Source organism: Rhizobium aethiopicum (genome assembly GCF_900094625.1).
Taxonomy (GTDB): domain Bacteria; phylum Pseudomonadota; class Alphaproteobacteria; order Rhizobiales; family Rhizobiaceae; genus Rhizobium; species Rhizobium aethiopicum.
Genome location: NZ_FMAJ01000005.1, coordinates 320,960 through 347,059, shown reverse-complemented (window position 1 = coordinate 347,059; position 26,100 = coordinate 320,960). Strand labels below are relative to the sequence as shown.

The following is a 26,100-nucleotide window of genomic DNA, read 5'->3' as shown; positions in this document are numbered from 1 at the left end:
CCTCGCGGCACGCATAGTGGATCCATGCAGCAGTCGGAAAATCAACTTCCCGCCATCGACATCGCGCTCTGGCAGTATCCGAAGAACGAGCGCGACCGGAACCGCTGGATGCGCTCGCTTTCAGCAAATGAGCTGGAGCGCGCCACAGCCTACCGATTCGACCGGGATCGAACCTCGTTCATCGCCGGCCGGTATCTCTTGCGGCGAATATTGAGCGCGCGTGCCGGCATAGAGCCGGGCGATGTAATGTTGCTTGCAGACGAGCGCGGCCGGCTGACGCTCGACCGTCGTGATGCGCCGCAATTCAGTCTCGCCAATGCTGACGGGCTGGTGGCTGTCGCCGTCGCTTCAGGATGCGAGTGCGTCGGAATAGATTGTGAGCGCGCCGATGCCGAGATCGAGGAAGCAGCATTGGAAGCCTATTGCAGCGCCGACGAGCGACGCTGGCTCGACCATCTGCCCATGCGTGAACGTCCGCGCGCGGCTGTCGCGCTCTGGGCTCTCAAGGAGAGCCACCTCAAGGCGCTCGGAGTCGGGCTGGCTGAAGATCCTCGCAACGTCACCTTCTCCTGGGAGGACGGCACTCCTGTCGCGGCAAAGGGCGGCACTGTCGACCGGCGATGGCATCATCGTCTGATCGAGGGCGGCAGCCAGCACGTCATCGCGCTGGCCGTCCGTTCTCAATCCGGTTTCCCCGGCATTCGCATGACTATGTTTCAGGACGACATCATACCGTCTGAATAGCCGGCCATCTGATGCGGCATGGTGGAGGCGGCCTGCGTCGCCCAGACCAGTTGGGCGTTGTCCGGTTCCGCATCGAAATGCTGCCGGCCGAGAAGCGCGTTGATGATGGTTGCACTGCGCCAAGCCATCAGGCTCAACTGCGAGTCGGCAATACCATGCGAATATCGGCCGGCATTCTGCGCGAACAGCCGGTTGGTTCTGGGGCCCGTCCACTGCATGGTGTAATCGTCATTAAGCGTGGGATAGCCGTTCCTGTCGAGGTTTATCCTTTCGCTGAGCGAGCCGAGCGCATCCGGCAGTCGGAACCTGTAGCCGGTCGCAAGAACCACCGCGTCGGCATGAAGCACCTCGATCCCGCCGTCGAAGTGGTTCCGAACGATGAGCCGATAGGCATTGCCGTTCCGCTCCATCTGGATCACGTCGCGGTTCGGCGACAGAGATGCGTTGAGCGCGCTGGGCTCGATATATCGCAGCGCGTAGAGGCGGCGGTAGATCGAGTGGATCGTCGATACCGACAGGCCATCGCTGGTCAGGATCGAGTTCTTCAGGGCTGCCTGCTTCTGCTCGCCGCTGAGCTTGAGATAGGCCTGCACATATTCCGGCGAAAAGACCTGGTTCGAAAACGGCGTGTCGTTGATCGGCTCGAAATTGTGACGCCGGCTGATCCAGGTCAGCTCCGTCATCGAACCGGGATCGCCAAGCAGCGCCTCGACCACCTCGCCGCCGCTCTGGCCTCCGCCGACCACGACGATGCGGGCGGCGCGGAGATCGTTGAGCCGCGACTTGGCCTCGCTGTTGTGGAAGCAATCCGCACCCAGGAAGGGTTTCGCCCAATCGGGCACGAAGGGCGAAGATCCCGTGCCGATCACCAGGTTGCGCGCTTCCTCCTGGCCGTTGTCAAAGCGCAGGACGAAGCGGTCGTCGCGGTGCTCAACGTCGCGGATCTCGCTCGCAAAGCGCAAGCCCTCGACGCCCTGGGCGACCCAGGCGAGATAACGCGCGAATTCCTGCCGGGGCACGGCCTCGTAATTGGCATTCAGGAAAGCGTAGAGCCTCTTATGTGCCACCAGATAGGAGATGAAGGACCAGCGGCTGGTCGGCAGGACCGGGGTGACGAGGTCCTTCAGGAAGGACGATTGCAGCTCGACGCCGGGCATCATCATGCCGGGATGCCAGTCGAAGGCGCCGCGCCGCTCGAAGAAGCGGCTGCGGATCTCGGGCACGGATTCCAGCAGGCAGGCAAGGCTCAGATTGGAGGGACCGATGCCGATGCCGGCAAGATCGAGCGGCTCGTTCAGGGCATCCCTGCGGGTAAAAGCGACGGTCATGCGTTATCCTTCTCTGTTTCCTTGAGACGCAGGGCAAGCCTTGAGTGGAAGGCGGGCGACCCGATCATGTGCAGGTGGTTGGTGCCGGTGATGATCTCGGCCGCATGCGCGCGCGGCGACAGGCGGCGCCAATCGATCAGATTGAGGCCACGATTGAGGCTGTCATCGGCCGCCCAGGGATAGATCGGCACGTCGTGGGGAACGAGCCGATGCTTGCGGAAGATCAGGGCATTGTCGATCAGCACCCAGAAGGTGTGTTCGCGGCTGCTGATATCGGGCCCATCGGTCGGAAGCGGGTCTTTCTCGTCGCCGACGAAACGCAGGAACTGCTCATAGGTATCGGCGTCCATTGTCGAAAGCAGCCGGTCCCATTCGGGCCGCATCGCCGTTTTCTGCAGCCATGCCTGCACGTCCCGGTGAAGCGCGTCGCGCTCGCCCGGCCGGAAGCGCGGCTTGGCGCCGATCGCAAATTCCGATCCGAGATCGCAAACATCGACCATCGCCATCATCCGGACGTCGACCTGGTTGGCGAGCGTGCGGGCAGCTTCATAGGCCAGAAGCCCGCCCCATGACCAGCCGAGGAAGTAGCAGGGCGCGCCGCTGCTGTGCTTCCTGATATGGTCGACATAGCTCTCGATGATCTCTTCGACCGGCGCACCGACTTCCTTCTTTTCGGAAAGCGAGTGGCAAATGAAACCGGTCGCCGGCTGATCGGCCCCGAGATAATCGACGAGCTTCACATATTCGCGGGTGCTGACGAGAAGTCCCGGGAAGCAATAGAGCCGCGGCTTGGCGCCTGATGCCCGCAACACGATCACCTCGGAGAGATCCCTTTCCTCCCCCTGTTCCATCACGCCGGCAAAGCCGCGGATGGTCGGGTTGTTGAAGATATCGGCGACAGTCAGGGGGATCTTCGGCCGACGCTGCCGGAGCAGCGACAGGATGCGGATCGCGCCCAGCGAATTGCCGCCGATCGTGAAGAAATTATCCTCGACGCTGATCGCCTCCAGCTTGAGAACCTGGCGCCAGACATCCAGCACCTCTTCTTCGAGCACGCTAGCCGGCTCGACGATGGCGCGCTTGACCGGCTGCGGCGCCGGCAGCGCGAAGCGGTCGAGCTTGCTGTTCGGATTGGTCGGCATCTTTTCGAGTTCGACCACGGCCGCCGGCACCATGTAGGACGGCAGGCTGCGTTCGAGGCCAGAACGGACCGTCTCGACGTCCAGCCGTTCCTCCTTCCTAGGAACCACATAGGCAACCAGCGCTTTCTCACCGGCATCATCGTCGCGCAGCACAACCAGCGCTTCGCCGACGCCGGGTTGCTGAAGCAGCGCCGCTTCGATCTCGCCGAGTTCGATGCGGTATCCACGCAGCTTCACCTGATGGTCGACGCGGCCGACGAATTCGACGGTTCCATCTTCACGCCATCGCGTCAGGTCACCGGAGCGATAAAGCCGGCCGCCCTCTTTCGAAAACGGATCGGGGATGAAGCGGTCGGCCGTCGTGTCAGGCTTGCCGAGATAACCGCGGGCTATGCCCTCGCCGCCGATATAAAGCTCGCCGGTCACGCCGATCGGGCAAGGATTGAGATCGGGATCGAGCACATAGACGCGCCGCAGCCCGACGGCGCGGCCGAGCGGCGCGTAAACGCCCTGGAATTTCGTGCCGGCTCTCACCTTCCAGACCATTGGCGTCATGATCGTTTCTGTCGGGCCGTAGCCGTTGATCAGCCATTCCGATTTCAGCGCGCGCGACAGAAGATCGAAGGTCGATTGCGCCAGCCCCTCACCGCCGAAGGAATAAAGCCGCATCGGCGGCGCGCCGTCCGTAATGTCGGCCCATTCCGCCAGCTGCTGCAGATAGGTTGTCGGTATACTGGCATTGTTGGCGCCGTGCCTACGCATCGCCGTCAGCGTCTCTTCCGGCGTCCAGAGCGGCTGATCGGGAAGAATAATGCTGCCGCCTTCCATCAGCGGGTTCATCCACCGCTCATGGCCTCCGTCCGAGCTGAAGGGCAGGAATGGCAGTTCGCGCGACTCCGAACTCATGCCGTAGACGCGCGAAGTATTCTGCAGATGATGCGTCAGCGGCCCGTGCTCGACGGCGACACCCTTCGGCAGTCCGGTGGATCCCGACGTGTACATGACGTAGGCGAGCTGATTCTTGTGCGTGGGAACATAGAGCGGCGTATCCGGCTCGCCTTCGAGATCGAGCTTGTCGAGTTCGAGGATGGTAGCGTCGAGCTCCTCCGGCAGGCGATGGCGCAGCCAGCTGTGGGTCAGAACGATCTTGACGCCGCCATCGCGCAGGATGTGGTGGTTGCGCACCGGCGGATGATCTGGCTCGACGGGGATATAGGCGCCGCCGGCCTTCAGCGTCGCGAGTATGCCGACGATCGCTTCCGGCGAACGCTTGATGAAGATAGCGACCGTCATCTCGGCGCGAACGCCGAGCTGCCGCAACCGATGCCCTAGGCGGTTGGTGCTCGCCTCCAGCCAGCCATGACTCCACTCCTCGTCGCCATAGACAATCGCCGTCTTCGAGGGCGTCCGGCGCGAATGAGCCGATATCAGCTCGTGGACCGGCCTGTCGTCGTTGACGACGTCATCCTCGTAGGGCGCAGACAACCAGTCGAGCTCGTCGCTGCCGACGAGTTCGATGTCCTTGATCCTGAGACCCGGCTGGGCGACGATCTGTTCGAGCACAAAGCGAAAATGCTTGGCTACACGGGCGATCAGGGCGCCGTCATAGAGATCCTGCGCATAGTCGATCAGCCCGTACGCAGCGCCCTCAGGACGCGCCTCGATCACTAGGGAAAGTTCACTGTCGGCGCGGGCGCCTGGCGGTTCCAGGTTCGTCGCCTGTCTCGGCACGGGATAAGGTTCGCGGAATTCAAACAATGCCTTGACCACGGCTTCCTGGGCGGCGGCCTCGTCGACCACCAGCTCCTGCGTGATACGCTCCAGCGGCACGAGCCGGCGAAGCCCCTCCTCCGTCACCGATGAGATCGCCTCGACGACGTCGTCGAGCGATTGGCGGGAGGCGAGTGGCAGGACGAGAGGAAGCACCTGTTCGGCGCGGCCGCGGCTGGCGAAATGTTCCGTGGGTGGCCGCGCGACCAGGAGGCCGGTCAGCAAAGCATAGCTGCCGCTATAGCGCGCCAGCAGCGCGCAGAAGGCGGCGTGAAGCACGCGCTCGACGTGGTGTCCCTTGCCCTGTGCATGCCTTTCGAGCTTGCCCCAAAGATCAGGCTCGATCGCAAACCGATGCTCAGCGCGCGCCACGCCTGCAAGCCCGCCGCTGTTGAAGCGGGTGGGGAACGTCGAGGCCGCATAATCGAGACCGATCGTCTCGCGCCAATAGGCAAGTGCTTCTCGCGCCGCATCCGTCTCCAGCCATACTTCCTCCCGTGTTCCGGCCGAAATTTCCGCCGGGAGAACGTCGCCGGCCGGTGCGCCGTCGAGAATGCGCACCAGCGAACCCGCAAGAACGGATTTTTCGCGGTCGTCTGAGATGATCGGATGCAGCACGATCGTCAGCAGCGACTGCCCATCGGCAAGCCGGATGATCTGGATGCGCGCTGCCGGCCCTTCCAGGAGATCGAAGCGCTTATCGCGGAAGGCTTTTCGCGCGGCCAAGGCTTCGGCCTCGGAAAGAGCGGCTCCTTCCTTGCCGAGGATTTCCATCGGCACGGCGTTCGATGCGCCGCGATACTGCTCGATGCGGCCGCCCGCCAGCCGGCGGAAGCGGGTGGCAAGTGACGGGTTCTCAGCCACGAGTGTGCGGCAGGCGCCGGCAATCGTCTCGGGATCGCCCCCGGCGCTGAACCGCAGCCCGATGACGTGATCGGGAAAGACGGTGTAATTGCCGATCTGCTCCAGCGACCAGATGCGCTTCTGCGCGATCGTCAGCGGAAAGCTCTCGAAGACGGCGTCCACAGCATCGGTCGGGCGGGCATCGGCGAAATTGGTAATCTGCTTGTTCATCTTGCCATCCAGACTTTTTCAGAGACGCGCATCGGCTGCCATGGCCGAGCGCAGGGAAAGCGGGCGCGGATCGGCCCAGACGGCGCGGATATGGGCGAGGCATTCCTGGCGCGAACCAGCAAAACCCGCCGCCTGCCAGGTCAGCGGAATCCGCTTATCCTGCGGCCAAACCGAATAGTGATGCTCGGTGTCGTGGACGACGATCCAGAGATCGTCGCGGGGCTCAAGATTGTCCATTCGAAGCTCCTGCAGAGATTGACGTCATGCGCAAATGACGGATCCCCCCTGCTGGAGTTTAGAAAATTGCTGAGAATTTTTTTCTTCTCTAACCCCTAAATCCGCCTTGGGATGGATCGTCATTCTACCAAATCAGTGCAGGAGCAGACTTCATGCTCGCAGCATCAAAAGCCCTGCCAATCAAGGAGAACATCATGGATTTCGACGCCGCCAAACAAAGGCGGGTTCTGCCGGCGCGCAGCCATGTCAGGCTTGCCCCAAATATCGTCCATCTCAACACCGTACAGGGGAATCACGAAATCGTCCTCGAAGTCGAAGCCGGCATCGCCTCGCTGACCTTCTACGAGGGAAATCCCGTGCAGTCGGCGGAGCTTCTCATGGCGGCCGCCGAAGCGGTGACGGCAGAAGATCGGTCGATCAAATCGGTCATTTTCGAAGGCCATCAGGCAACCCTTCCCCGGCACTTTTCAGGTACCGGCGGAAGGCTTGATTCCGCAATCCTCTGGCAATGGCCATCGCTGTGGCTGCCGCAGCTTTCCTATCCGCTGCCGCCCGTGCAGGAGATGACCGCGGGGCGCTATCATCCGCGCCGGCCGGCAAAGCCGAAGGGCACCGTCTACCAGCGCTTCATCCCGTGGCTGGACCGGGATATCAGCTTCAGGGTGGCCGATCCCGAGACCGATCTTGCGGCCTTCCACCGCTGGATGAACGACGAGCAGGTCAACACGATCTGGGAGGATGCGGGCTCTATCGACAAGCACCGGGAGATCTTGGAAGAGAGGATGGCCGATCCGCATGTCCTGCCGCTGATCGGCAGTTTCGCCGACATTCCCTTCGGCTATTTCGAAGTCTACTGGGCCAAGGAGAACCGCCTCGGTCCCTACTACGATGCCGACGATTACGATCGCGGATGGCATGTTGCGATCGGCGAGCCGGATTATCGCGGCAAGAAATGGATCAGCGCGTGGCTTCCCTCGCTGATGCATTTCATCTTCCTCGACGATCCCCGCACGGAGCGCATTGTCGGCGAGCCGCGCGCCAGCCACGAGCAGCAGATCCGCAATCTCGACCGCTCGGGCTTTGCCAAGGTCAAGCATTTCGATTTTCCGCATAAGCGGGCGCTGCTGGTGATGCTGAGCCGCGAGCGCTTCTTCGGCGATCATCTCTGGGTCCCCGCATCATGAACGATATGAGCGAGATGAGAGGCAGCCTGCGGAAACGGCGGCTCGCACCGGAAGATCTTGCCAGCCCGCAGCTTTTTCGGCTGCTGCTGCGGCTCGGGCTGCCCGCAATGTTCGGCCTGTCGATCAATGCCGCGCATCACACGATCAACATGGTCTTCGTCGGCATGATCGGCGAAGACCAGATCGCCGCGATCATGATCGTGCTGCCGATCCTGATGCTCGTCGCGGCTTTCGGCGAAGGCATCGGCGTCGGTGTGGCGACCGAGGTCGGGCGGGCGCTCGGCGCTGGCAACCGGTCACGTGCGAGCACCCTCGCCTCGGTCAGCCTTGCCGCCGGCGTCGCCTTCGGCGCAGCAAGCGCCATCGCAATCGTTGCGTTTCCATCTTTCCTGCTGTTCGGCGCGACACCCGCCATCGAGCCGCTTGCGCAGCACTATCTCCTCATCATCGCGGTCTCGATCCCGCTGACCATGGCGCAGATCATTCTCGATTTCCTGGCGATCGCCGAAGGCAATGCCCGCTTTAGCATGTGGACGCTGGTCGCGTGCTTCGCGCTGAACATCATCCTCGATCCGATCATGATCTTCGGTTTCGGTTTCGGCTTGCAGGGAGTGGCGCTTGCGACCATCTTCTCCCAGCTCGTGGCGCTCTCAATCTACGGTGCCTATCATGCGAGACGGCTCGGGACGGTCCGGCTGACGTTCGGCTGGCGGTTCGACGATCTCAGGCATCTTAAGCCGGTTCTTGCCGTAGGCGCGCCGACGACGCTGACAAGCCTCGCGACGGCCGGCGCAATCGCCGCGATGCTGTCGGTCGCCGGCACCTATCACGGTGAGGACGGTATCGCCGGCATGGGGATCGCCTTGCGGCTGCTTGCGGTCGGCGCACTGCCGATCATCGGCATTTCGCTCGGCGCACAGTCCATCCTGAGCTTCGCCTGGGGCCGTGGCGATATCGGCCGCGTTCTGTCGGCAGCCCGCATGCTAACCGCAGTGACAAGCGCGGTCGGCGCCGCCTACGGGCTGACGGCAATGATCTTCTCCGAGCATCTCGCCTCGTTCTTCACCGACGATGCATCCGTCGTGTCGATCGCAGGACAAGTGATCATCGTAACCCATCTCCCCTTCCTGCTGTTCGGCCTCCGGCAGACCGTGCTGATCCTCTTCCAGGCACAGGGCAGGCCGAAGGCCGCCCTTGCCGTCGGCTTGGCGCAGAACGGATATCTTCTCTTTCCGCTGCTTGCTCTCCTGCCGCCCTTCTTCGGCTTTTCGGGCCTGCTCTGGGCCATGTTCCTGGCCTCGGCTCTCACCGGTCTGTTGTCATGCTTCTGCCTGGTCCGGTCGCTCGGCGCCCTTCGGCAGCGCTCGGCCGAACCTTTGACCTCCATCCGTCCCCATCCCCGTTTTTGCCCATGAGAGGATCATCATGAATCAGTCCTTCAGCCCCCGCGACCTTGGCACCCATGCGGCCGACGATCTCTTCACGCCCGTCGATCCGGCCGCCTTTAACGCCGTGTCGCCGCCGATCTTCCAGACGTCGCTCTTCACCTATGACAGTTACGAAGCGATGGAGGATGTCTTCGCCGGTCGGGCGCGCAACTTCATCTATTCGCGCGGCGACAATCCGACCGTCCGCGAATTCGAACTGCTGGTCGCCCGCCTCGAAGGCGCGGAGGATGGGCGCGCCTTTTCGAGCGGAACGGCCGCCATCACCTCGACCATTCTCAGCCTCGTGGAAGCGGGCGACCGGGTCGTCGCCGTCCGCCACCTCTATAATGACGTCTACCGCCTTCTGGTGAAGCTGCTCGACAGGCTCGGTGTCACGGTGGATTTCGTCGATCCCGCCGACCATGACGAGGTGCGCAAGGCGCTGCCGGGCGCCAAGCTGCTTTATCTCGAAAACCCGTCTTCCTTCGTCTTCGAACTTCAGGACATCGTAGCTCTGGCGGCCATGGCGAAAGAGGCCGGAGTGACGACCGTCATCGACAACTCCTGGGCGACGCCGCTCTTCCAGAAGCCAATCCAGCACGGCGTCGACATCGTCATTCACGCCGCCTCGAAATATCTCGGCGGCCACAGCGATACGGTTGCCGGCGTCGTCGTCGGCACGAAGGAGGCGATCGCCAGGATCAACTCGACCTCCTACCCCTATGTCGGCGCCAAGCTTTCGCCCTTCGAGGCCTGGCTCCTGCTGCGCGGCATGCGCACGCTGCGCGTCCGGCTGAAGGAGCATGAGCGCAGCGGGCTTCTGCTCGCCGACCGGCTGAAACAGCATCCCGACATCGCCCGCGTTCGCCACCCGGCCTTTCAGGATCATCCCGGCCGGGCGACGCTGTCGGGCTATGCCGGGCTCTTCGCCTTCGACCTCACACCCGACATCGACGTCGCGCGCTTCGTCAATGCGCTCCGCGAAATCCGCCTTGGCGTCAGCTGGGGAGGACCGGAAACGCTCGTGGTCCCCGCCAAGGTCGCGCTGCAGATCCCCGACCGGATCACCACCTTCATCCGGTTCGGCGTGAGCGAGCAGACAATTCGCTTCGCCGTTGGACTGGAAGAACCGGAACTGCTGTGGAGCGACCTGCAGCAGGCGCTGCACGCCGCACGGCGGTAGGATCCCGGCGAGGTTCATGATCGGGGCCGGCGGGTTCAGTGATCGCCAAATGGCAATGCTGCTCCGCCGCCTTGATCATGAAATTGACGAGCGTCCTCGAGACGCCGAGTTCGGCCGCGATATCTTTCTGCGGCACGCCGTTCAGGCGATGGCGGATGAAGGCGTCGTTGGTCCGCTTTGGCAGCGCTTCCAGCGAGGCGAGCACGTCGCGCAGGGTTTCTGCAGCAACGAGCTGGTCGAGCACGGTCGGGATCGGCGCCGTGATCTCCTGCACCTGGTCTATCGACCTATAGTTGTTCATCTGCTGGCGCCGGCGGCGGCTCTCGTCGAGGGCGAGGTTGTAGACCATGCGGAATGCGTAACCGATGGGGCAACGAATGCCTTCGACGTTCACCCCGTAAGCTTTGATGACACCATCCTGAAATATATCCTCAGAATATGACCTTGATTTAACAACGCTTTCAATCGTTTTAAGGAGTTTTTCCTTGTTTTCGATCATCGCGTTGACAACCGCATTTCCGTTCACATCACGATGCGATGCTCGCATTGCCCTGTACCCTTTTTACAAATGGAAAATCAGGCTCTGTCGTTGCTGGTCGGTTCGGCCTCGGTGTTGCCTTTTGAACAAAGGTACACGATGTGATTGCAGTGTCTAATTTAAGGTGATAACAGGAGTCAAGTTTAAATCGACCGACCGGAGACGAGAAAAAATGGGACGAACAGTTGAGATCCTGACGGGCAAGGCGGAGCTCTGCCGATCGATCATGGGAGCCCTGCCCGACTGGTTTTCGGAACCCGAGGTCATCGAAGCGAGTGCAGAGGCGGTCGAAGATCTGCCGGTGTTCGGCTATATCGAGGCGGATGTCGTCACCGCCATGATTGCGCTGAAGCCGCACCTTCCTGGCGCCGTCGAGATCGCGCTGATCGCGACGCGGCCCGAATATCACGGCCGCGGCGGCGGACGACATCTCGTCGATGCGGCCGAACGCTTCGCCTATGAATCGGGCGCCCGGCTGCTGACGGTCAAGACGCTCGCGCCGCGCGGCCGCGACGAACCGCAATTCGAGGCGACGCGGCGCTTCTACGACCGAACCGGCTTTGTCAGGGCCGAGGTTTTTCCCAGGCTCTGGCATGAGGATCATCCGTGCCTCTTCATGGTAAAGCCGCTCACTGGCGAACAGCCGAGCGAGACCGCGCTTTGAGACGACGAGACTTTCTTCTGGGCGCATTGGCAATGACCGGCGCACCCGCCATCGTGCACGCTGGTGATGGCGGCGTCGTGTCGCTCGATTACGGATTGGCATCGACGATGCTGGCGCTCGGCAGCGTGCCGCGTGCGATCGCGTCGCTGCGGAACTGGCAGGAATGGGTTGTCGAGCCGGCCATGCCGAAAGGCGTCGTCGATATCGGCACCACGTCGGAGATCAATCTCGAAGTCCTCACCAGCCTCCGGCCATCGCTCATCCTCAGTACGCCATTCCTGGCCGCGCTCGATGAAAAACTCTCCCGCATCGCCTCCGTGGAGACCTTCACCGTCTATGCCGAGAACGGCGATGCGCTCGACCGCTCCTATGCCGAAACGCTGCGTCTCGGCGCTGTGATCGGGCGACGGCAGGAAGCATCGGCATTTCTGTCCCGCGCCGATGCCACATTCTCCCAGCAGCGCGAGCGGGTGAAGAGCCTGTCCGCGCCGCCTGTCGCCGTGATCAACTTCATCGATCAGAGGCATGCGCGCATCTATGGCGGCCCCGGGCTTTACGGCGGCGCGATGAGACGCATCGGCCTGGAGAATGCCTGGAAGGGCGAGGCCAGCTATTGGGGATTTCAGACAGTCGGTCTGGAACAGCTCGCCGAGCTCAGTGAAGAAGCGCACCTCGTCGTCGTGTCGCCGCTGCTTCCGCCCGATGTCCTGACCCGGCTTTCAGAAAGCCCGCTCTGGACCAGCCTTCCCTTCGTCCGGCGGCAGCGGATCTCGGTCGTTCCAGGCGTCCTGATGTTTGGAATGGTTCAGGAAGCGTTGCGCTTTTCGACCTTGATGGTCGATGTTCTGGAGACTGCCGCCTGATGAAGCCTCAAAATTCCTGCTTCGGCGCGCCCGCACTTGCGGCGCTATTGCTGTTTTCAGGCCTCAGCCTCGCGGTCCTCGATCTCCTGCCGGCGCTGCCGCATCTGGAGGCAACAGGCGGTTACGACGCCCAGCACCTTCTGCTTCTCTATTCCACGCTGCCGCGCATGGCGACGGCGCTGATCACGGGAGCCGCGCTTGCGCTGTCGGGAACGATCCTGCAGCAGGTGCTGCGCAATCCGCTGGCCTCGCCGACGACGCTCGGCGTTTCGGCCGGCGCCAATCTGGCGCTGGTATCCGTCATGCTAGCCTTTCCCTCACTGACCGGATGGGGCCGCGACGCGGTCGCGCTCGGCGGAAGTGCCGCTGCCGCCTTGGCGATTTTTTCGATCAGCGCCCGGCACGGCTTCTCGCCCTTTTCCCTCATCCTGTCGGGCATGATCATCGGCCTCTGGTGCGGGGCGGCGGCGGCCATCCTCATTCTCATGAACGATCAATATCTCTCCGGGATCTTCATTTGGGGCGCCGGATCACTGTCGCAGCAAAGCTGGGTGATCCCGCTATCGCTACTGCCGAAGGTCGCGCTGCTTGCCGCCCTTGCCCTTTTCGCTACGCGGCCGCTGGCGCTGAGCCAACTCGGCGATGCCGGCGCGACCAGCCTCGGCTTGCCCGTCAAATGGACGCGGGGCTTCATCCTGGCGATCGCGATTGCGCTTAGTGCGCTCGTTACCAGCGCCGTCGGCGTCATCGGCTTCATCGGGCTGGTCGCTCCGCAGATCGTCCGGCTGGCCGGCGCCAGACGCATCCTCAGCCAATTGATCTGGTCGCCCGTTGCCGGCGCCGGCCTTCTCCTCCTGACCGACGAGGCCATCAAGCTTCTTGCTCCCGGGGATTTCGTGCCGACGGGCGCGGTGACGGCACTGCTCGGCGGGCCGATTCTGATTGCGCTTCTGCCACGCCTTGCGACAGCCTCGCGCACGCTGCCCGCCATGGCCTCGCCACGGCTCGCGATCAGCAATCGAACGGCATCGCTTGCCTTGCTGCTCGTCTCGGTCGTCGCATTGGCGGTGGCCGCGATCTTCTTCGGCCGCGCACCCGACGGCGCCTGGGCATGGCTGCCGGCCGCCTCGTGGGACGAAATCCTTCCCCTTCGCCTGCCGCGCGTCGTCGCGGCGTTCGGCGCCGGAACTGTGCTCGGGGTGACGGGCCTCATTCTGCAGCGGCTGACCGGAAACGAAATGGCAAGCCCCGAGGTGCTCGGCGTATCGGCCGGAGCAACGCTCGGTGTCGCGGCTGCCATGTTCGCCTTTGCCGCGCCGGGACTCCCCGTCCAGCTTGCCTTTGCCGGCGGCGGAGCGCTTGCCGTGCTGCTGCTGATCTTCCTGTTGAGCGTCCGTTCCGGCTTCGGCCCGAACCGAGTCCTGCTCGCAGGCATCGGCTTCGGCGCGATGCTCGATGCCGGGATTGGCGTCCTTGCCGCGACCGGTGATCCCCGTGGCCTCGCGCTCATCCGCTGGATGGCGGGCTCGACCTATTTCGTCGACAATGCCGTTGCCGCAAGCGCCCTCTCGATTGCGCTTGCGTGCCTCATCGCGGCCTTTCTCGCCAGCCGGTGGCTTGCGCTGTTGCAACTCGGGCCGGAGGCAGCGAGCGAACTCGGCCTCAGGATCGTCCCCACCCGCGCGGCGCTGTTCGGGCTCTCTGCGATCATGACGGCAGCCGCGACACTGGTCGTCGGCCCCTTGAGCTTCATCGGCCTGATGGCGCCGCACCTCGCCCACGGCCTCGGCCTTCGCCGGCCCTCCACCCAGCTCCTCGCCGCCGCCCTCATCGGCGCAACCATGCTGGTCATCGCCGACTGGGCCGGCCGCATGCTCGCCTTCCCCTATCAGGTGCCAGCCGGCTTGATCTCGGCTCTGGTCGGAGCCCCGATGCTGCTGATCGTTTTGCGCCGGCGGCCTTAAGAAGCCGCCGCCTCCTATCCCGCCAATGCCACGGCATCTGCTCCTGCCGCGATGCGCAACGGAGCGGAAGGGTCGGTCGCCGCACGCCATACCGCCTCGACCACGTCGACGGCCTGTGTCAAGGCAGTTTCCGACTGCTGCTCCCAGGACGCGAACACATCAGCGACGACCGACGAATAGGCTTCCGGGAAACCGCCCTGTTGTCGAATCCGTGAGCGCGCCGTATCGCCGAACCGCGTCTCCGGCGCCCGCCCCGGGAGAACGATTCTCACACGCACATTGAAGGGCTCGAGCTCGAGCGCGGCAGATTCGGTAAAAGCGTTCACCGCGGCTTTGCTGGCCGTATAGACCGAGAGGAGCGGAAGCGGCTTGAGCGTCACGCTTGATGTGACGTTGACGACGACCCCTTCCTGGCGCTCCCGCATCTGCGGCAGAACCGCCTGCGTCATCGCGATCGTTCCAAGCGTGTTCGTCTCAAAAATATCGCGAGCGATCTCCATCGGCGTTCCCTCAACCGCGTTGAGCCAGCCGATGCCGGCATTGTTTACCAGCACATCGACAGGACCTGCGGCGTCAACCGCAGCGCGGATGCTTCCAGGGCTGGTGACATCCAACGCAACGATCGCAAGATTGTCCGAAGGCGGCAGAAGGTCTTGGCGAGGCGTGCGCATGGTGGCGATCACCTTCCAGCCCTGCGCGAGAAAGAACCTGGCAATTTCCAATCCAAAGCCTGATGAGCATCCTGTAACGAGAACGGTCTTCATATCTGTCTCCTATCTATGCTGACGGCTATAGATGTAGACGGCGATACCGCTACTGAATATCATGCGTAGTCCTTGTTTCATTATCAGGAGTATCGATGAGCGACCCTCTGGCTGAAATGGTCACACTGCTGCAGCCGGCGGCGCGCTATTCGAAGTTCGTCAGCGGCGCGGGGACGTGGCGCGTTGAGCGCCAGGAAACGGGCCAGCCTTTCTACTGCGTCGTGCTGGAGGGTTCTGCGCGGCTGAGCGCGGAGGACGAGCAGATCACGCTGCGCGAAGGCGACTTCATCCTGATCCCGGCGGCCCATGCCTTCACGATGTCGAGCCTCGACGACGGATTATCGCCCGGCATCGATCCCCTCACCGTCACCATGCTTCCTGAAGAAACGCGTCACGGCGATCCCGAAGGGGCTCCGAATGCACGATTGCTGGTCGGCCACTTCGCTTTCGGCTCGCCTGATGCGGCCCTGCTGGTTTCCCTGCTGCCGCGGATCATCCATATCCGCGGCGACAGCAGACTGTCGACGATCGTTCAGCTCGTCACCAACGAAGCTCGCGCCGAACGGCCGGGAAAGAACATGATCCTGGCGCGGTTGTTGGAAGTCTTGCTTGTGGAGGCGCTGCGCTCGAATGCCGGGGAGAAGGCGCCGCTCGGAATCCTGCGGGGCTTGAGCGATGCACGCCTTGCCCTGGCCATTCGTCGGCTGCATGAAAGCCCCGCCAGGGAATGGACGGTGGAGCAGCTTGCCGGCGAGGCGGCCCTGTCCCGGTCCGCATTTTTCAACCGCTTCCGCCGCGCCGTGGGCATGGCGCCGATGGAATATCTGATATCGTGGCGCATGGCGCTCGCCAAAAATCTGCTCAGGCAGGACGATATCGGAATTCAGGAAATCGCCGAGCGCGTCGGCTATGGCTCCGCAAGTGCGTTCAGCACGGCATTTACGCGCTTTGCCGGATTGCCGCCGTCTCGATATGCCGAGCAGGCAAGAACCGTCTGATTCAATGCCGCCCGTCCGGCAGCGGACAGGCTTCGCCGCAGCCGCCGACGCCTGGCAGATTATAGCGCAGGCAGCAGACCTTGCGGCGGGCGAACTCCAGCCCGCATTGCTGGCGCGCCATGCGGATCATGCCGAACATCGGGTTGCGCCCGCCGCCCGGCCACTCAGCATCGTTCAGCAGCGCCAGACCACCTTCGACAAGGCTGGGCTCGTGGCGGTGCGCGATCTCTTTGAGGATCCAGGAAAGATAGGCCGCGGCATTATTCCAGAGCAGCTTCGGCGCGACGCCGGCATTGGCAGCAATCGCCGCAATGACAGGCTCGGCATGGCCGAGCATCAGGCGGTGAAGCTCGCCGGCCGGATCGGTGGCAAGCTCCGGGCTTTCGGACATCACGAAGGCTTCCGGCTCGCCCGTCTCAGCATTATACACGAGTGAAAGCCGGTCGATCTCCAGCGGCAGCGCAATGCGGTTCACGAACATATGGACGCTCGGAGCGATCGTCAGCATGCTGAAATAATAGAGAGTCCACATGGAGACGATCGCGCGGCGATCGCTGCCCGGAAATTTTTCGGCATAGCGGGTGATGATGCCGTCAAACACGTCCCGATCGCCTAGGTCCCTGCAGGGAATGACAATCCCGGTCGGCGGTGGAGAGGCAAGCAGCTTGCCGCGGCAATAGGCGAACGGGCCATCACCCACCAGGCCGTCAAGGTCGACGGACTGGTGAGCGACAGGATGATCGGCGATCGAAGGGCGCGAGACCACCCCGTTCATCTCTGCCGCCATGATGCTACCACCGGTACTTCAGAGTTGCCGTCATGTTGCGACCCTGACCGAGGTAGCAGAAGCCCTCGTTGCAGACGGTGTCGCGCTCATCGGCAATGTTGCGGATATTGAAGGCTGCCGTCAGGCCTTCGTATTTCTTGTCGATCGCGCCGAAATCATAAGCGGCGGAGGCGTCGATGTAGAAGCTCGAGGGATTCTTAGACGTATTGGCCGTGTCCGTCCAATTATCGCTGGTATAACGGACCCCCGCGCCCACAGACAGCCCATGGAAGGGGTTGGTTTCCTGGAACGTATAGTTGGCCCAGAGGCTGGCGACATGCGAGGGTGTCAGGGCTGGCGTATTGCCTTCGTTTACACCGCCTCCCGTGACTTCCGACTGGTTGTAAGTGTAGGCAGCAATAAGATCCCAGCCATCGGCCACTGCCGCACGGGCTTCAAGTTCGATGCCCTTACCGGTTACTTCACCGATCGAACCATAGGCAAACATCACCGGATCGACCAGTACTGGCTTGTTCTTTTCGACGATGTGATAAGCAACGGCCGACAGGAGGATGTCGGAGCCGGGCGGCTGGTATTTCACGCCGAGCTCATACTGTTCACCCTCTGTCGGTGCTAGGATTTTGCCGGATTGCGACCGATTGTTCACCGGATCGAACGAGGTGGCATAGGAGACGAAGGGGGCGATGCCGTTATCGAAGAGGTAGAGTGCACCGGCTTGCCAGGAGAAGGCGCTCTTGTCGACCTCCTCCGAGCTGATCGCGGGCAAGGTCGCATCACGCGTCTGGTTCACCCAGGTCTGGCGGCCGCCGAGGTTGAAGCGCCAGTTCCCGACCTCGACCTGGTCCATGGCGTAAATGCCGACCTGCCGCATATCGGCCTCGGAAGCCAAGATACTATAGTCCGGCGTGGCGCCCGAAACACCATAGGTCGGATTGGCGATATCGAAGTCGAACGCCGGATCGGCGGCTCCGGCGCCATATCCAAAGCTCGACTGAAGATTGGTGTAGTCGAGCCCGAACAGCATCGTATGGGCAAGCGGGCCTGTATCGAATTTCGCCTCGAGCTGATTATCGATCTGGAAAAGGTTCATTTCATCCCGGATCGCATTCGTGCCACGATGCGCGACGGTTCCGCTCCACCCGGTAACGCCGAGATAGCGGGCCTCCAGATCGAGATGCGAGTAACGCAGGTTCTGCCGGAAGGTCAGACCATTGTCGAATTCATGCTCAAACTGATAACCGGCCTGCTGCTGCTTGACTTTCTGGTAGTCGTAGTCGGGATCGCTCGCCCTAAGCTTGAGAATCCTGTTGTCGGATGTCGTAATTGCTCCGACGTTGGAGTCGGTCTCGTCGGCTTGCGCAAGACCGTAAATCGTAAAGGAAGTGCCCTCGTCAGGCTTCCAGGTGAAGGACGGCGCCAGGAAATAGCGGTCGTCGGCAATGTCGAAATTGGTATCGCCGCGGCGGGCGAGGCCAACGATGCGATAAAGGAAATCGTCGTTGCCCTCGCTGATCGGCCCGCCGAAATCGAACATCCCCTGCAACCGATCCTCGGTGCCGTAGCTGATTCCAACTTCGCGGATCGGCTCCTCGGTCGGAAGCTTCGATATCTTGTTGACGAGACCGCCCGGCGATCCCGCACCGTAGAGAACGGAAACCGGGCCCTTGATCACCTCAACGCGCTGCAGCTGATACGGATCGGTGCGGAACATGCCGTAATTAATGTAGGGCTGGCGCAATCCGTCACGAAAATCCCCGACCGTCGTGACGTTGAAGCCGCGAATGTAAATCTGGTCGAAACGCGGATCGAAACCGTTCGGCCCGGTCGTAACGCCGGCCGTATAGCGCACGGCCTCGATAATGCTTTGCGCGCCGCGCTGCTCGATTTCCTTCTCAGTGGTGACCGAGACCGAACGCGGCGTCTCGACCAGCGGCGTGCTGATCTTGGTCGCGGCCGCACTGTTCTTGGCAGCAACCGACGTTCGGTCGGCCTTGCTATCAGAGGCTGCACCTTGAATGACAATCGGTTCCAACGTTGTCGCGGTGTCGTCTGAGGAAGGGCTTTGAGCGGCAGCCGGCGATGCTGCAAAACCGGTCAGGACGATCGCGGTCGTCGCAAATAGGGTATCTCTATAAATTCGCGATACATTATTAGAAACACTCAAAAAAACACGCGCCATTGCTTGGTCCCTACGTCACGGATGCGGGCGGAACCTATGGAGCGAAATGGAGCTTGTCAACATAAGATGATTGTTTTTGTCACCTTTTATTTGATGATCTGGCCGTGACGGCCATTCGCGAACAGGTTGCACGCATCACCGACGCTGGAACGATCGCACGGAATATCTGCGATGCAGGCTCCGGCCGCGCCTCCTGTCCATTCCAGGTCCCCCAAACAGTCGGCATAACATTATCGCGCTTGGAGTAACGACCGCGGCAATACAGCCTCAGGAGAGGCCCAATTCGTTATCGATCTTGGCAGGGAAGGGAGTTTTCTGTTGAGGCAAATGAAAAATCTGCTTTACTGCCGCTTCGCTTGTTGGCTTTCAGGGGGGAATTGGCCGATGGTGTGGACCCGCAGGAGTATTGTGCTCGGTGGATTGGCGTTGCTTGGGACCGGCGCCGTTCGGAAACCGGCAATCGCGGCGGCATCTTCTTATTTCGGCGGCACGGCCGTCGACAACGGCGTGACATTTCGCAGCACCAATTTCGCCAAGATCGACAAGCGATGGCACCGGCAGGTGGTCAAATATTTCAGCAGCGAGCCGATCGGCACCGTTGTCGTCGATACAAGGCACCATTTCCTTTACGTAATCATGGAGAACAAGACCGCCATCCGCTATGGCGTCGGGGTCGGCCGGGAGGGCTTCAAATGGTTCGGTCGCGCCACCATCGACGCTAAATCGCTATGGCCGCGCTGGACGCCACCGCCGGAGATGCGCAAGCGCCATCCCGAGCTACCGGAGTTCGTCTCGGGTGGCTCGCCGAAGAATCCACTCGGCCCCCGCGCCATGTATCTGCATCGCGACGGCGTCGACACGGGCTATCGGTTCCACGGCACGCTCGAGCCATGGAGCATCGGCAAGGACGCCTCCAGCGGCTGTATTCGCATGTTCAACGAAGACGCTATCGATCTTTACCAGCGCTGCCCCATTGGCACCGCCGTGCAGGTTCTGCCCCATATCGCCGACCAAGCTGGCGGCGCCACCCAGGTTAGCGAAACAACTCCGGTCGAATGAGGAATATCACCCTGATGTCTGCGATGATCGGATACACGAAGCGCCTTGCCGGCGCAGCCATGCTCCTGGCGCTCGCCGCCTGCTCCACCACTGAGGTCGCCTCCTTGGAAGAACCGGCGGCGGCGCCGCTGACCGGTCAGACCAACGACCCCGCCCCCGGTTTCGAGAATGTTGCGCAGGGGAGCGAAGAGGATTTCATTCTCAATGTCGGCCGACGGATCTACTTCAAGCAGGACTCCGCCGCGCTCGATTCCGTCGCCATGGCAACCCTGGACAATCAGGCCGCCTGGCTCAACAGGAACCCGACCTGGCTGCTCAAGCTGCAGGGATTTGCCGACGATTCCGGCTCCGCCTCCAATATGCAGACGCTGTCGCAGAAGCGCGCCGATGCAGCGATGGCCTATCTTGCCTCGAAGGGCGTCGATCCCAAGCGCATGTGGGCCAAGGGCTACGGCAACGACCGCGAAGTCCGCGACTGCACAGAGCGCTCCTGCAAGGTGCAGAACCGGCGCGTCGTCACCAATCTGCGCACACAGCCGGATGCGGTTTGATTGTAGCTTGCCCTGGTTCAGGCGAGCGCTCGACGAAGGCCCGGTACTTTACCCATGGGTCGCGCCGCGAGAGCTCCAGGGCGACTAACCGAATCCCCGATCATTCGAAGGGCGGGCCGGCCACGCGACGCCGGCCCCAGTTGACGTAGAAGCGGCATCAAGATCGCGCTTCGAAACCCGCCGCTGCGGTACGGTCCTTGCCTGCCGATTTCGAAAAAAGGGGCTTCCCGGCAAGCTTCGCACTGCTTCCGCGACGTTTCCTGATCTCCACGATAAACGGCTTTATCCTGGACTTCATGGAGAAGATCTCCTTAAGCCACCTGACGCTCGCCTTCGATCTGAAGAGGCGCCGGCTGAAAGGGACTGTCTCCGATGGCGATCTTGCGCGGCTTCATGGCTTCCGGCACTTCACGCTTCAGGGCAATCGCAAGAATACCATTCGTCAGCGACGCGTTCTCGACCCTGACGTGATCGGCGAGTTCGAAGCGGCGCTCAAATGCGCGCCCGGCGATGCCGCGGTGCAGATATTCGCCGTCCTTCCCTTCGTCCTTTTGCCCCTTCACCACCAGAACATTCCGCTCCTGGGTGATGTCGAGGTCGCCGTCGGCGAAACCGGCAACCGCCATCCGAATGCGATAGTCGTCTTCGCCCGTCTTGACGATATCATAGGGCGGCCAGGCATCGATCGCCTGGAGGCGCTGCGCATTGTTCAGGAGATTGAAGACACGGTCGAAGCCGATGCTGGACCGATAAAGGGGGGCGAAGTCAAGTTCGTTTCTCATAGCCATATCCTCCGTAAAGCAACATGGGGTGGAGACGCGTCGGAAACTGCGCCTCCGCTCTGATCATCGGCCCGCTACTGCGCTGCCGACGAAAATGATCTGGTTTCGCGCGATTTTCGATTCAAGAGGAGAATCGAAAAATTTTCAGCCTGCTTTATCCGACGCCGGGAAGCCTCTTCAGCACTGTTTTTCATTCATCTAAATCGATAGGCGCCGGGCCGTTCCGACATAGGGAATCATGCGGTCGACGGCAGCAGCACGTGGCCGGCTGGTGACGGCACGTCGATCACGGATCTAATGTCGGCGGCATTCGCCGCCAGAACCAGCTGGTAACCACCCGGCTCCGCCCGGAAGGCGCCGGCCTCGATATCGAAATAGGCCAGATCCCGCGGGAGAATCTTCATGACGGCCGTGCCGGTTTCGCCGGGTTGTAGCGAGAGCTTTGCGAAGGCGCGCAGCTCCTTGTCCGGCCGTTCCACTTTCGCTTTCGGCGAGCGCACATAGAGCTGGACCAGCTCGGAGCCGGCACGGTCGCCGATGTTGGTGACCTCGACGCTGACGGTTACGCCGTCCGGCCCCATTTCACTCATCGAAAGCCGCGGCTCGCTCCAGCGGAAGCGGGTATAACCGAGGCCGAATCCGAAGGGGAAGAGCGGGTCGACCCCGCGCGTATCGTGATAGCGGTAGCCGACGAAGACGCCTTCGGCATAATGCACATGCCCGTCCCTGCCGGGATAGACGGCGGGATCGCCCGTGATGGCGGAATTGTCGGTCAGCGCCTTCGGGAAGGTCTGCGGCAGGCGCCCGCCTGGCTCGACATCGCCGAACAACACGTCCGCGACGGCATTGCCGAGTTCCTGGCCGGGATACCACATTTGCAGCACGGCGCCGACCTTGCCAAGCCAGGGCATCTCGATGGGGCCGCCGGTCTGCAGCACGACGACGGTGTTGGCATTGGCGGCGGCGACCTTCTCGATCAGTTCTTCCTGCCGGCCCGGCAGCCGCATGTCGGGCAGATCAAGTCCTTCCGTATCCCACTCGCCGTCGCGGCCGACGAAGAGCAGTGCCACATCGGCATTGCGGGCGATTTCGACGGCGGCCTCGATATCGGCCTCGCCGAGCGGCTTTTCGACGCCGAAACGGACGGCGATGAGGTTGATCCCCTCCTCGCTCGCCGGGGAAGGCTCGTATTGAACGGCGATTTCGTAGGACTGGCCCGCTTCGAGCCTCACGGTGCCACGCTGTTCGTCATTGGCGGTGCCGAAGTAATTCTCGCCGCGCGTCCAGCCCTCATGGCCGTCGACGGTGAGCGCGCCATCGACGAAGAGCCGCGCCAGCCCGGCATTGGTCATGCCGAAGACATGTTCGCCGCTCTCCTCCGGGGCATAATGCATCACCATCCGGGCAGAGAAATCGGCGGGGTCGAGTTCGCCCGACGGCAGCTCGAACCAGAAGAACTCGCCCTTGTCGACGGTCTCGACATGAAGCGGATCGCCCTTGCAGCCGCGCCCCTTGAAATATTCGACCGCGATCTTTCCCTTGAATACATCGATCAGGCGGTTGTGGCGGCAGCCGACGGCATGGCTGATGCTGTTGGCATTCGAAAGAGCGGCGCGAATGCCTTCGAGCGGGCTAACCGTATAATGCGCCGCAATCTGCGCGCTGCCGCCGCCCATGACACGAGCGCTCCCGGCATTCGGCCCGATGACTGCAATCCGGTCAAGCGAGGTCTTGGTCAGCGGCAGGATGCCGTCATTCTTGAGCAGCACCGCGCCTTCAGCGCCGAGGCGCCGGATCAGCGCGCGGTCTTCCGGCAGGTCGATCGCCCGTTCGGTGAGGTCGGGTTTGCTCTTGAATGCGCCGACCCGCTCGAGCAAGAGCAGCATGCGCCTCGCCGCCGCGCGCACGGTCGCAGCCTCCACCTCCCCTTCACGCACGGCCGCAACCAGCTTCTCGCCGCGGTCGCGCGCCGGGCCTGGCATTTCGAGATCGAGGCCAGCATTGATCGTCTCGGCCGTCGAATGCGAGCCGAACCAGTCCGACATGACGATACCGTCGAAGCCCCATTCCTCGCGCAGCACCTTGGTCAACAGCCAATGATGCTCGCTCGTATAGGTGCCGTTGAGCCGGTTATAGGAAGACATGACGGCCATGACGCCGGCGCGGCGCACCGCCTGCTCGAAGGGCGGGAGGTAGATTTCGCGCAGCGTCCGCTCGTCAATATCGGACGACATGGTCTGCCGCTCGATCTCGGATTCATTGCCGGCGAAGTGTTTTATGGTGGCCGCGATCCCCTCCCCCTGAACGCCCTCGATATAGGCGACGGCGAGTTCCGATGTCAGCATCGGATCTTCGGAATAACATTCGAAATTGCGGCCGTTGAGACCGGAGCGGTGGATATTGACCGTCGGCGCGAGCAGCACGGCCGCTCCCTTGCTCTTGGCCTGGCGCGCAAGAGCAACCCCCATCTGCCTGACGAGATCTGGATTCCAGCTGGCGCCGAGCGCAATGGCGACGGGAAAGCAGGTCGCCTTTACCCCGGCAACCAGCGAGCCCGCACCGCGCGCGCCATTCGGCCCGTCCGTCACCTTGATCTTCGGCACACCGAGGCGCTCGACGGGCACGGTCGTCCAGAAATCGGCGCCGGAGAGCAGGGAGACCTGCTCCTCGAGCGTCATCTTGTCGAGAATGGCATCGATCATGCAAACCTCCCGTTTAAAGGCATTGTGAGGACCGGAAGACATCCCTCTGGCTTATGGTCGCCTTCAGCAGCCGTTAAACCTACCGATTACTCGGTATTTTTAAGATGTCAACTGGGCAGGCGTGTTGTATCAATCGGCACTGGAGAAATCGGCGGAAGGCTTGCCGACCGCAGCGGGAAGAGGCAGACGGGAGACATGGCAGAGTTTTCAAAAGAAGAGACCGGACAGGCGGAAGTGCGCCGGCGCCGTTCCCGCAAGGGACAAGAGCGCCGCACCGAGATCCTGGCGGCGGCGATGCGGCGCTTTGCCGACGACGGCTACCAGAATGCCGCGATAGGCGATATCGCCCGGGACGTCGGCCTGTCGCTGCCCGGCCTGCTGCACCACTTCCCGACCAAGGTCGATCTGCTGCTCGCCATCCTCGCCAAGCGAGATCTCGATAGCGCCGATTTCATCGGGCACTATCGCTCCGATGTCAGCGGTCTGCTCAAGGGCATGGTCGAAATCTTCCGCCGCAACGCCGGAATGATCGAGGTCATCAGGGCCTTCGCCATCCTGAATGCCGAAAGCCTGATGAAGGACCACCCCGCCAAAGCGTGGTTTCTGGATCGCGCCACTGAGATGCAGAAGGATATCGCCGCGACCTTCGAGCGGGCGATCGCCGGTGGCGCGATCGACAAGCGGATCGACAGCAAGGCGATGGCCGCCGAACTGATCGCCGTGATGGACGGCCTGCAGATGCTGTGGCTGCGCGATCCCGATCGCTTCGACATGGTCGGCGGCCTGGAAGCCTATGTCGGCCGGCTGCTGGCGAGCCTCGGCCTGGAGGGCTGAACATTCTCTTCATCGAAACGCGTCAGCCAGATCATGATGCGGCTGACGGCTTCGTGGTATCTTTGCCCGACCAGCAAGCCCGTATGCGTCGTGCCCCAGAGACCGAGATACTCGCCGAAGACAGGGTCATAGACCTGGTTCAAGAGGGTCTGGATGTTGTCGTGCGCAGCGGCGAGCTTGCCGATGCACGGCTGATCGCCCGCCATCTCGGTGATCAGCTTTTCGTTGTGTGCGGCAGTCCCGATTATTTCGGGCGCCATGGGCTACGCTTCCTTCCAAGATTCTCCTGCCGGGAAACTGGCAACCCCCTATTCCGCGCCGATTGACCGGCGTTTGTATTCGGATGGGCTGCAGCCGACCAGATGCTGAAATTGCGATGAGAGATGGAAAGCCGAACTGAAGCCTAGAAGACCGGCGACTTCTTTTATGGGTTTGTCGGTATTGGCGAAAATATCCTGCGCCCGCCTTATCCTCAGCGACACAAGATGCTGTTTCGGTGAAACACCGGTTTTGTCGCGAAAGACGCGTCGGAAATAGGAATAGCTGACACCGAGTTCTCCCGCCACGTCCTCTACCGATATCCGCTGGGTGCACCGTTCCATCAGCAGCATGCGAGCCCTCTCCACCAGCCGGTCTGCGGGAGCAGCCGACGTCAGTTCTTTCTGCTGCGACAGCAGCGCCAAAAGCTGAAGGCCAAGTGTCGAAAGCAGCGGCTGATTGGCAAGCCCGTCGTCGACCGCAAGGCCATGGATCCTCTCAAAAACAGCGCCGACTTCCGGCGTCGACGGCAGGACGGATCGCGTCGGGTCGATCAGGCCCGCAGTGCGGGCGAAATCGAAAGCCGTGCTGCGGCATTCGATCCAGTTTTCCGTCCAGCCAAGTTCTGGATCGGGCGCAAAGCGATGCCAGACACCGGGAAACAGGAGCACGATGGAGCCTGCTTCGACGCGTTGCGTCTTGCCGCGGCGTCCGAATTCAAACAGACCGCGCCCTTCGGCGATGAGGATCACCTGATAGGCCTGCAGGATGCGGCCTCTTTTCCAATCGAAATGATGATCATCCGGGTGGCGCATCGGAGGATAGACGGAATGAGGCAGGATTTTCGTATGCCCGGTCGAAACCGCCGTGCATCCCCAGGCAGAACACAGCCGATTATCGGGCAAATACAGGAAATAATTCTGGGTCATGCGCATCCGCCGAGGATCATTTTTTGTATGCTTCAGATCATTTTTGGAGAAAAGACCGTGATGTCAACTCGCATTCGTGGTGTTACGGTTTACCAGAGGATGGAGCCGGCATCAGGAGTTGCCGCCGGAGGCAGATAGC

At 62.1% G+C, this 26,100-nt stretch carries 21 protein-coding genes and 2 pseudogenes; 12 read left to right on the top strand and 11 right to left on the bottom strand.

The window, feature by feature from the left end; translation table 11 throughout:
• Window positions 1–24: 24 nt before the first annotated feature.
• Complete coding sequence (locus GA0061105_RS13770; protein WP_092750722.1) at window positions 25–744, top strand: 4'-phosphopantetheinyl transferase family protein; 720 nt, start codon at window positions 25–27, stop codon at window positions 742–744.
• Here the strand turns inward: GA0061105_RS13770 and GA0061105_RS13765 are convergent.
• The 3 genes from GA0061105_RS13765 to GA0061105_RS13755 are packed head-to-tail and all read right to left on the bottom strand — an operon-like array spanning window position 717 to window position 6,295.
• On the bottom strand, window positions 717–2,072 hold the full coding sequence (locus GA0061105_RS13765; protein WP_092750720.1) for a lysine N(6)-hydroxylase/L-ornithine N(5)-oxygenase family protein: 1,356 nt from the start codon (window positions 2,070–2,072) through the stop codon (window positions 717–719). The two genes, GA0061105_RS13770 and GA0061105_RS13765, sit on opposite strands and share 28 nt — an antisense overlap.
• Window positions 2,069–6,058, bottom strand: a complete 3,990-nt coding sequence (locus GA0061105_RS13760; protein ID WP_092750718.1) for a non-ribosomal peptide synthetase — start codon at window positions 6,056–6,058, stop codon at window positions 2,069–2,071. Before GA0061105_RS13760 ends, GA0061105_RS13765 begins: the two co-directional genes overlap by 4 nt.
• 18 nt (window positions 6,059–6,076) lie before the next feature.
• A complete protein-coding gene (locus GA0061105_RS13755; RefSeq protein ID WP_092750716.1) occupies window positions 6,077–6,295 on the bottom strand; it encodes an MbtH family protein in 219 nt (72 codons plus the stop codon).
• Between the two features lie 194 nt (window positions 6,296–6,489).
• Here GA0061105_RS13755 and GA0061105_RS13750 point away from each other — a divergent pair, with 194 nt between their 5' ends.
• From GA0061105_RS13750 to GA0061105_RS13740, 3 genes are read left to right on the top strand one after another with little or no spacing between them, the layout of a single operon-like run.
• Window positions 6,490–7,479, top strand: a complete 990-nt coding sequence (locus GA0061105_RS13750; protein WP_208601650.1) for a GNAT family N-acetyltransferase — start codon at window positions 6,490–6,492, stop codon at window positions 7,477–7,479.
• Window positions 7,476–8,894 (top strand): MATE family efflux transporter, encoded by a 1,419-nt coding sequence (locus GA0061105_RS13745; RefSeq protein WP_092750712.1) that lies wholly within the window; start codon window positions 7,476–7,478, stop codon window positions 8,892–8,894. The genes GA0061105_RS13750 and GA0061105_RS13745 overlap by 4 nt, the downstream gene beginning before the upstream one ends.
• 10 nt (window positions 8,895–8,904) lie before the next feature.
• Window positions 8,905–10,089: a PLP-dependent transferase gene (locus GA0061105_RS13740; protein WP_092750710.1), complete on the top strand. Its 1,185-nt coding sequence runs from the start codon at window positions 8,905–8,907 to the stop codon at window positions 10,087–10,089.
• On the opposite strand, the gene GA0061105_RS13735 is transcribed toward GA0061105_RS13740, so the two are convergent.
• The gene (locus GA0061105_RS13735) at window positions 9,980–10,636 is read right to left on the bottom strand and encodes a sigma-70 family RNA polymerase sigma factor (protein WP_092750708.1); all 657 of its coding nucleotides are present in this window, start codon (window positions 10,634–10,636) and stop codon (window positions 9,980–9,982) included. The two genes, GA0061105_RS13740 and GA0061105_RS13735, sit on opposite strands and share 110 nt — an antisense overlap.
• Before the next feature lie 163 nt (window positions 10,637–10,799).
• Here GA0061105_RS13735 and GA0061105_RS13730 point away from each other — a divergent pair, with 163 nt between their 5' ends.
• The 3 genes from GA0061105_RS13730 to fhuB are packed head-to-tail and all read left to right on the top strand — an operon-like array spanning window position 10,800 to window position 14,118.
• Complete coding sequence (locus GA0061105_RS13730) at window positions 10,800–11,291, top strand: GNAT family N-acetyltransferase (RefSeq protein WP_064696908.1); 492 nt, start codon at window positions 10,800–10,802, stop codon at window positions 11,289–11,291.
• Window positions 11,292–11,323: 32 nt separating this feature from the next.
• Window positions 11,324–12,154, top strand: a complete 831-nt coding sequence (locus GA0061105_RS13725) for an iron-siderophore ABC transporter substrate-binding protein (protein ID WP_064696909.1) — start codon at window positions 11,324–11,326, stop codon at window positions 12,152–12,154.
• Window positions 12,154–14,118, top strand: a complete 1,965-nt coding sequence (gene fhuB / locus GA0061105_RS13720; RefSeq protein ID WP_092750706.1) for a Fe(3+)-hydroxamate ABC transporter permease FhuB — start codon at window positions 12,154–12,156, stop codon at window positions 14,116–14,118. The genes GA0061105_RS13725 and fhuB overlap by 1 nt, the downstream gene beginning before the upstream one ends.
• Window positions 14,119–14,132: 14 nt before the next feature.
• Here the strand turns inward: fhuB and GA0061105_RS13715 are convergent, their stop codons facing one another.
• Complete coding sequence (locus GA0061105_RS13715) at window positions 14,133–14,882, bottom strand: SDR family oxidoreductase (RefSeq protein WP_092750704.1); 750 nt, start codon at window positions 14,880–14,882, stop codon at window positions 14,133–14,135.
• 95 nt (window positions 14,883–14,977) lie between these two features.
• Between GA0061105_RS13715 and GA0061105_RS13710 the strand changes: the two genes are divergently transcribed.
• The gene (locus GA0061105_RS13710) at window positions 14,978–15,880 is read left to right on the top strand and encodes an AraC family transcriptional regulator (RefSeq protein ID WP_092750702.1); all 903 of its coding nucleotides are present in this window, start codon (window positions 14,978–14,980) and stop codon (window positions 15,878–15,880) included.
• 1 nt (window position 15,881) lies between these two features.
• Here the strand turns inward: GA0061105_RS13710 and fhuF are convergent, their stop codons facing one another.
• Window positions 15,882–16,667: a siderophore-iron reductase FhuF gene (gene fhuF / locus GA0061105_RS13705; RefSeq protein ID WP_092750700.1), complete on the bottom strand. Its 786-nt coding sequence runs from the start codon at window positions 16,665–16,667 to the stop codon at window positions 15,882–15,884.
• A gap of 4 nt (window positions 16,668–16,671) precedes the next feature.
• The gene (locus GA0061105_RS13700) at window positions 16,672–18,846 is read right to left on the bottom strand and encodes a TonB-dependent siderophore receptor (RefSeq protein WP_092750698.1); all 2,175 of its coding nucleotides are present in this window, start codon (window positions 18,844–18,846) and stop codon (window positions 16,672–16,674) included.
• A 384-nt stretch (window positions 18,847–19,230) separates the two neighbouring features.
• On the opposite strand from GA0061105_RS13700, the gene GA0061105_RS13695 reads away from it, so the two are divergent.
• Window positions 19,231–19,905 (top strand): L,D-transpeptidase, encoded by a 675-nt coding sequence (locus tag GA0061105_RS13695; RefSeq protein WP_092750696.1) that lies wholly within the window; start codon window positions 19,231–19,233, stop codon window positions 19,903–19,905.
• A gap of 14 nt (window positions 19,906–19,919) precedes the next feature.
• Entirely contained in the window at window positions 19,920–20,456 is a 537-nt protein-coding gene (locus GA0061105_RS13690; protein ID WP_092750926.1) for an OmpA family protein, read from the top strand.
• Window positions 20,457–20,767: 311 nt separating this feature from the next.
• Here GA0061105_RS13690 and GA0061105_RS13685 read toward each other — a convergent pair whose 3' ends face one another.
• A complete protein-coding gene (locus GA0061105_RS13685; RefSeq protein ID WP_064696917.1) occupies window positions 20,768–21,238 on the bottom strand; it encodes an Hsp20 family protein in 471 nt (156 codons plus the stop codon).
• A gap of 236 nt (window positions 21,239–21,474) precedes the next feature.
• Window positions 21,475–23,940, bottom strand: a complete 2,466-nt coding sequence (locus tag GA0061105_RS13680; protein WP_092750694.1) for a glycoside hydrolase family 3 C-terminal domain-containing protein — start codon at window positions 23,938–23,940, stop codon at window positions 21,475–21,477.
• A gap of 195 nt (window positions 23,941–24,135) precedes the next feature.
• Here GA0061105_RS13680 and GA0061105_RS13675 point away from each other — a divergent pair, with 195 nt between their 5' ends.
• Window positions 24,136–24,774, top strand: a complete 639-nt coding sequence (locus GA0061105_RS13675) for a TetR/AcrR family transcriptional regulator (RefSeq protein ID WP_092750692.1) — start codon at window positions 24,136–24,138, stop codon at window positions 24,772–24,774.
• On the opposite strand, the pseudogene GA0061105_RS32155 reads toward GA0061105_RS13675, so the two are convergent.
• Window positions 24,732–24,887: pseudogene (locus tag GA0061105_RS32155) on the bottom strand (alpha/beta hydrolase); the annotation flags it as partial. The gene GA0061105_RS13675 and the pseudogene GA0061105_RS32155 sit on opposite strands and share 43 nt — an antisense overlap.
• On the opposite strand from GA0061105_RS32155, the pseudogene GA0061105_RS13670 reads away from it, so the two are divergent.
• A pseudogene (locus GA0061105_RS13670) lies at window positions 24,873–25,037 on the top strand (LysR substrate-binding domain-containing protein); the annotation flags it as partial. The pseudogenes GA0061105_RS32155 and GA0061105_RS13670 overlap by 15 nt on opposite strands.
• 45 nt (window positions 25,038–25,082) lie before the next feature.
• On the opposite strand, the gene GA0061105_RS13665 reads toward GA0061105_RS13670, so the two are convergent.
• On the bottom strand, window positions 25,083–25,967 hold the full coding sequence (locus GA0061105_RS13665; protein WP_064696921.1) for a helix-turn-helix domain-containing protein: 885 nt from the start codon (window positions 25,965–25,967) through the stop codon (window positions 25,083–25,085).
• Window positions 25,968–26,100 lie beyond the last annotated feature (133 nt).

What these genes read in the sequence shown, in the direction of transcription:
- GA0061105_RS13755 (WP_092750716.1), bottom strand. Translation starts at nt 6,295, where the DNA reads ATGGACAATCTTGAGCCCCGCGACGATCTCTGGATCGTCGTCCACGAC.
- GA0061105_RS13680 (WP_092750694.1), bottom strand. Translation starts at nt 23,940, where the DNA reads ATGATCGATGCCATTCTCGACAAGATGACGCTCGAGGAGCAGGTCTCC.
- GA0061105_RS13690 (WP_092750926.1), top strand. Translation starts at nt 19,920, where the DNA reads ATGTCTGCGATGATCGGATACACGAAGCGCCTTGCCGGCGCAGCCATG.
- GA0061105_RS13700 (WP_092750698.1), bottom strand. Translation starts at nt 18,846, where the DNA reads ATGGCGCGTGTTTTTTTGAGTGTTTCTAATAATGTATCGCGAATTTAT.
- GA0061105_RS13695 (WP_092750696.1), top strand. Translation starts at nt 19,231, where the DNA reads ATGGTGTGGACCCGCAGGAGTATTGTGCTCGGTGGATTGGCGTTGCTT.
- GA0061105_RS13675 (WP_092750692.1), top strand. Translation starts at nt 24,136, where the DNA reads ATGGCAGAGTTTTCAAAAGAAGAGACCGGACAGGCGGAAGTGCGCCGG.
- GA0061105_RS13735 (WP_092750708.1), bottom strand. Translation starts at nt 10,636, where the DNA reads ATGCGAGCATCGCATCGTGATGTGAACGGAAATGCGGTTGTCAACGCG.
- GA0061105_RS13765 (WP_092750720.1), bottom strand. Translation starts at nt 2,072, where the DNA reads ATGACCGTCGCTTTTACCCGCAGGGATGCCCTGAACGAGCCGCTCGAT.
- GA0061105_RS13715 (WP_092750704.1), bottom strand. Translation starts at nt 14,882, where the DNA reads ATGAAGACCGTTCTCGTTACAGGATGCTCATCAGGCTTTGGATTGGAA.
- fhuB (WP_092750706.1), top strand. Translation starts at nt 12,154, where the DNA reads ATGAAGCCTCAAAATTCCTGCTTCGGCGCGCCCGCACTTGCGGCGCTA.
- GA0061105_RS13665 (WP_064696921.1), bottom strand. Translation starts at nt 25,967, where the DNA reads ATGCGCATGACCCAGAATTATTTCCTGTATTTGCCCGATAATCGGCTG.
- GA0061105_RS13750 (WP_208601650.1), top strand. Translation starts at nt 6,490, where the DNA reads ATGGATTTCGACGCCGCCAAACAAAGGCGGGTTCTGCCGGCGCGCAGC.
- GA0061105_RS13730 (WP_064696908.1), top strand. Translation starts at nt 10,800, where the DNA reads ATGGGACGAACAGTTGAGATCCTGACGGGCAAGGCGGAGCTCTGCCGA.
- GA0061105_RS13770 (WP_092750722.1), top strand. Translation starts at nt 25, where the DNA reads ATGCAGCAGTCGGAAAATCAACTTCCCGCCATCGACATCGCGCTCTGG.
- fhuF (WP_092750700.1), bottom strand. Translation starts at nt 16,667, where the DNA reads ATGGCGGCAGAGATGAACGGGGTGGTCTCGCGCCCTTCGATCGCCGAT.
- GA0061105_RS13685 (WP_064696917.1), bottom strand. Translation starts at nt 21,238, where the DNA reads ATGAGAAACGAACTTGACTTCGCCCCCCTTTATCGGTCCAGCATCGGC.
- GA0061105_RS13740 (WP_092750710.1), top strand. Translation starts at nt 8,905, where the DNA reads ATGAATCAGTCCTTCAGCCCCCGCGACCTTGGCACCCATGCGGCCGAC.
- GA0061105_RS13725 (WP_064696909.1), top strand. Translation starts at nt 11,324, where the DNA reads ATGACCGGCGCACCCGCCATCGTGCACGCTGGTGATGGCGGCGTCGTG.
- GA0061105_RS13745 (WP_092750712.1), top strand. Translation starts at nt 7,476, where the DNA reads ATGAACGATATGAGCGAGATGAGAGGCAGCCTGCGGAAACGGCGGCTC.
- GA0061105_RS13760 (WP_092750718.1), bottom strand. Translation starts at nt 6,058, where the DNA reads ATGAACAAGCAGATTACCAATTTCGCCGATGCCCGCCCGACCGATGCT.
- GA0061105_RS13710 (WP_092750702.1), top strand. Translation starts at nt 14,978, where the DNA reads ATGAGCGACCCTCTGGCTGAAATGGTCACACTGCTGCAGCCGGCGGCG.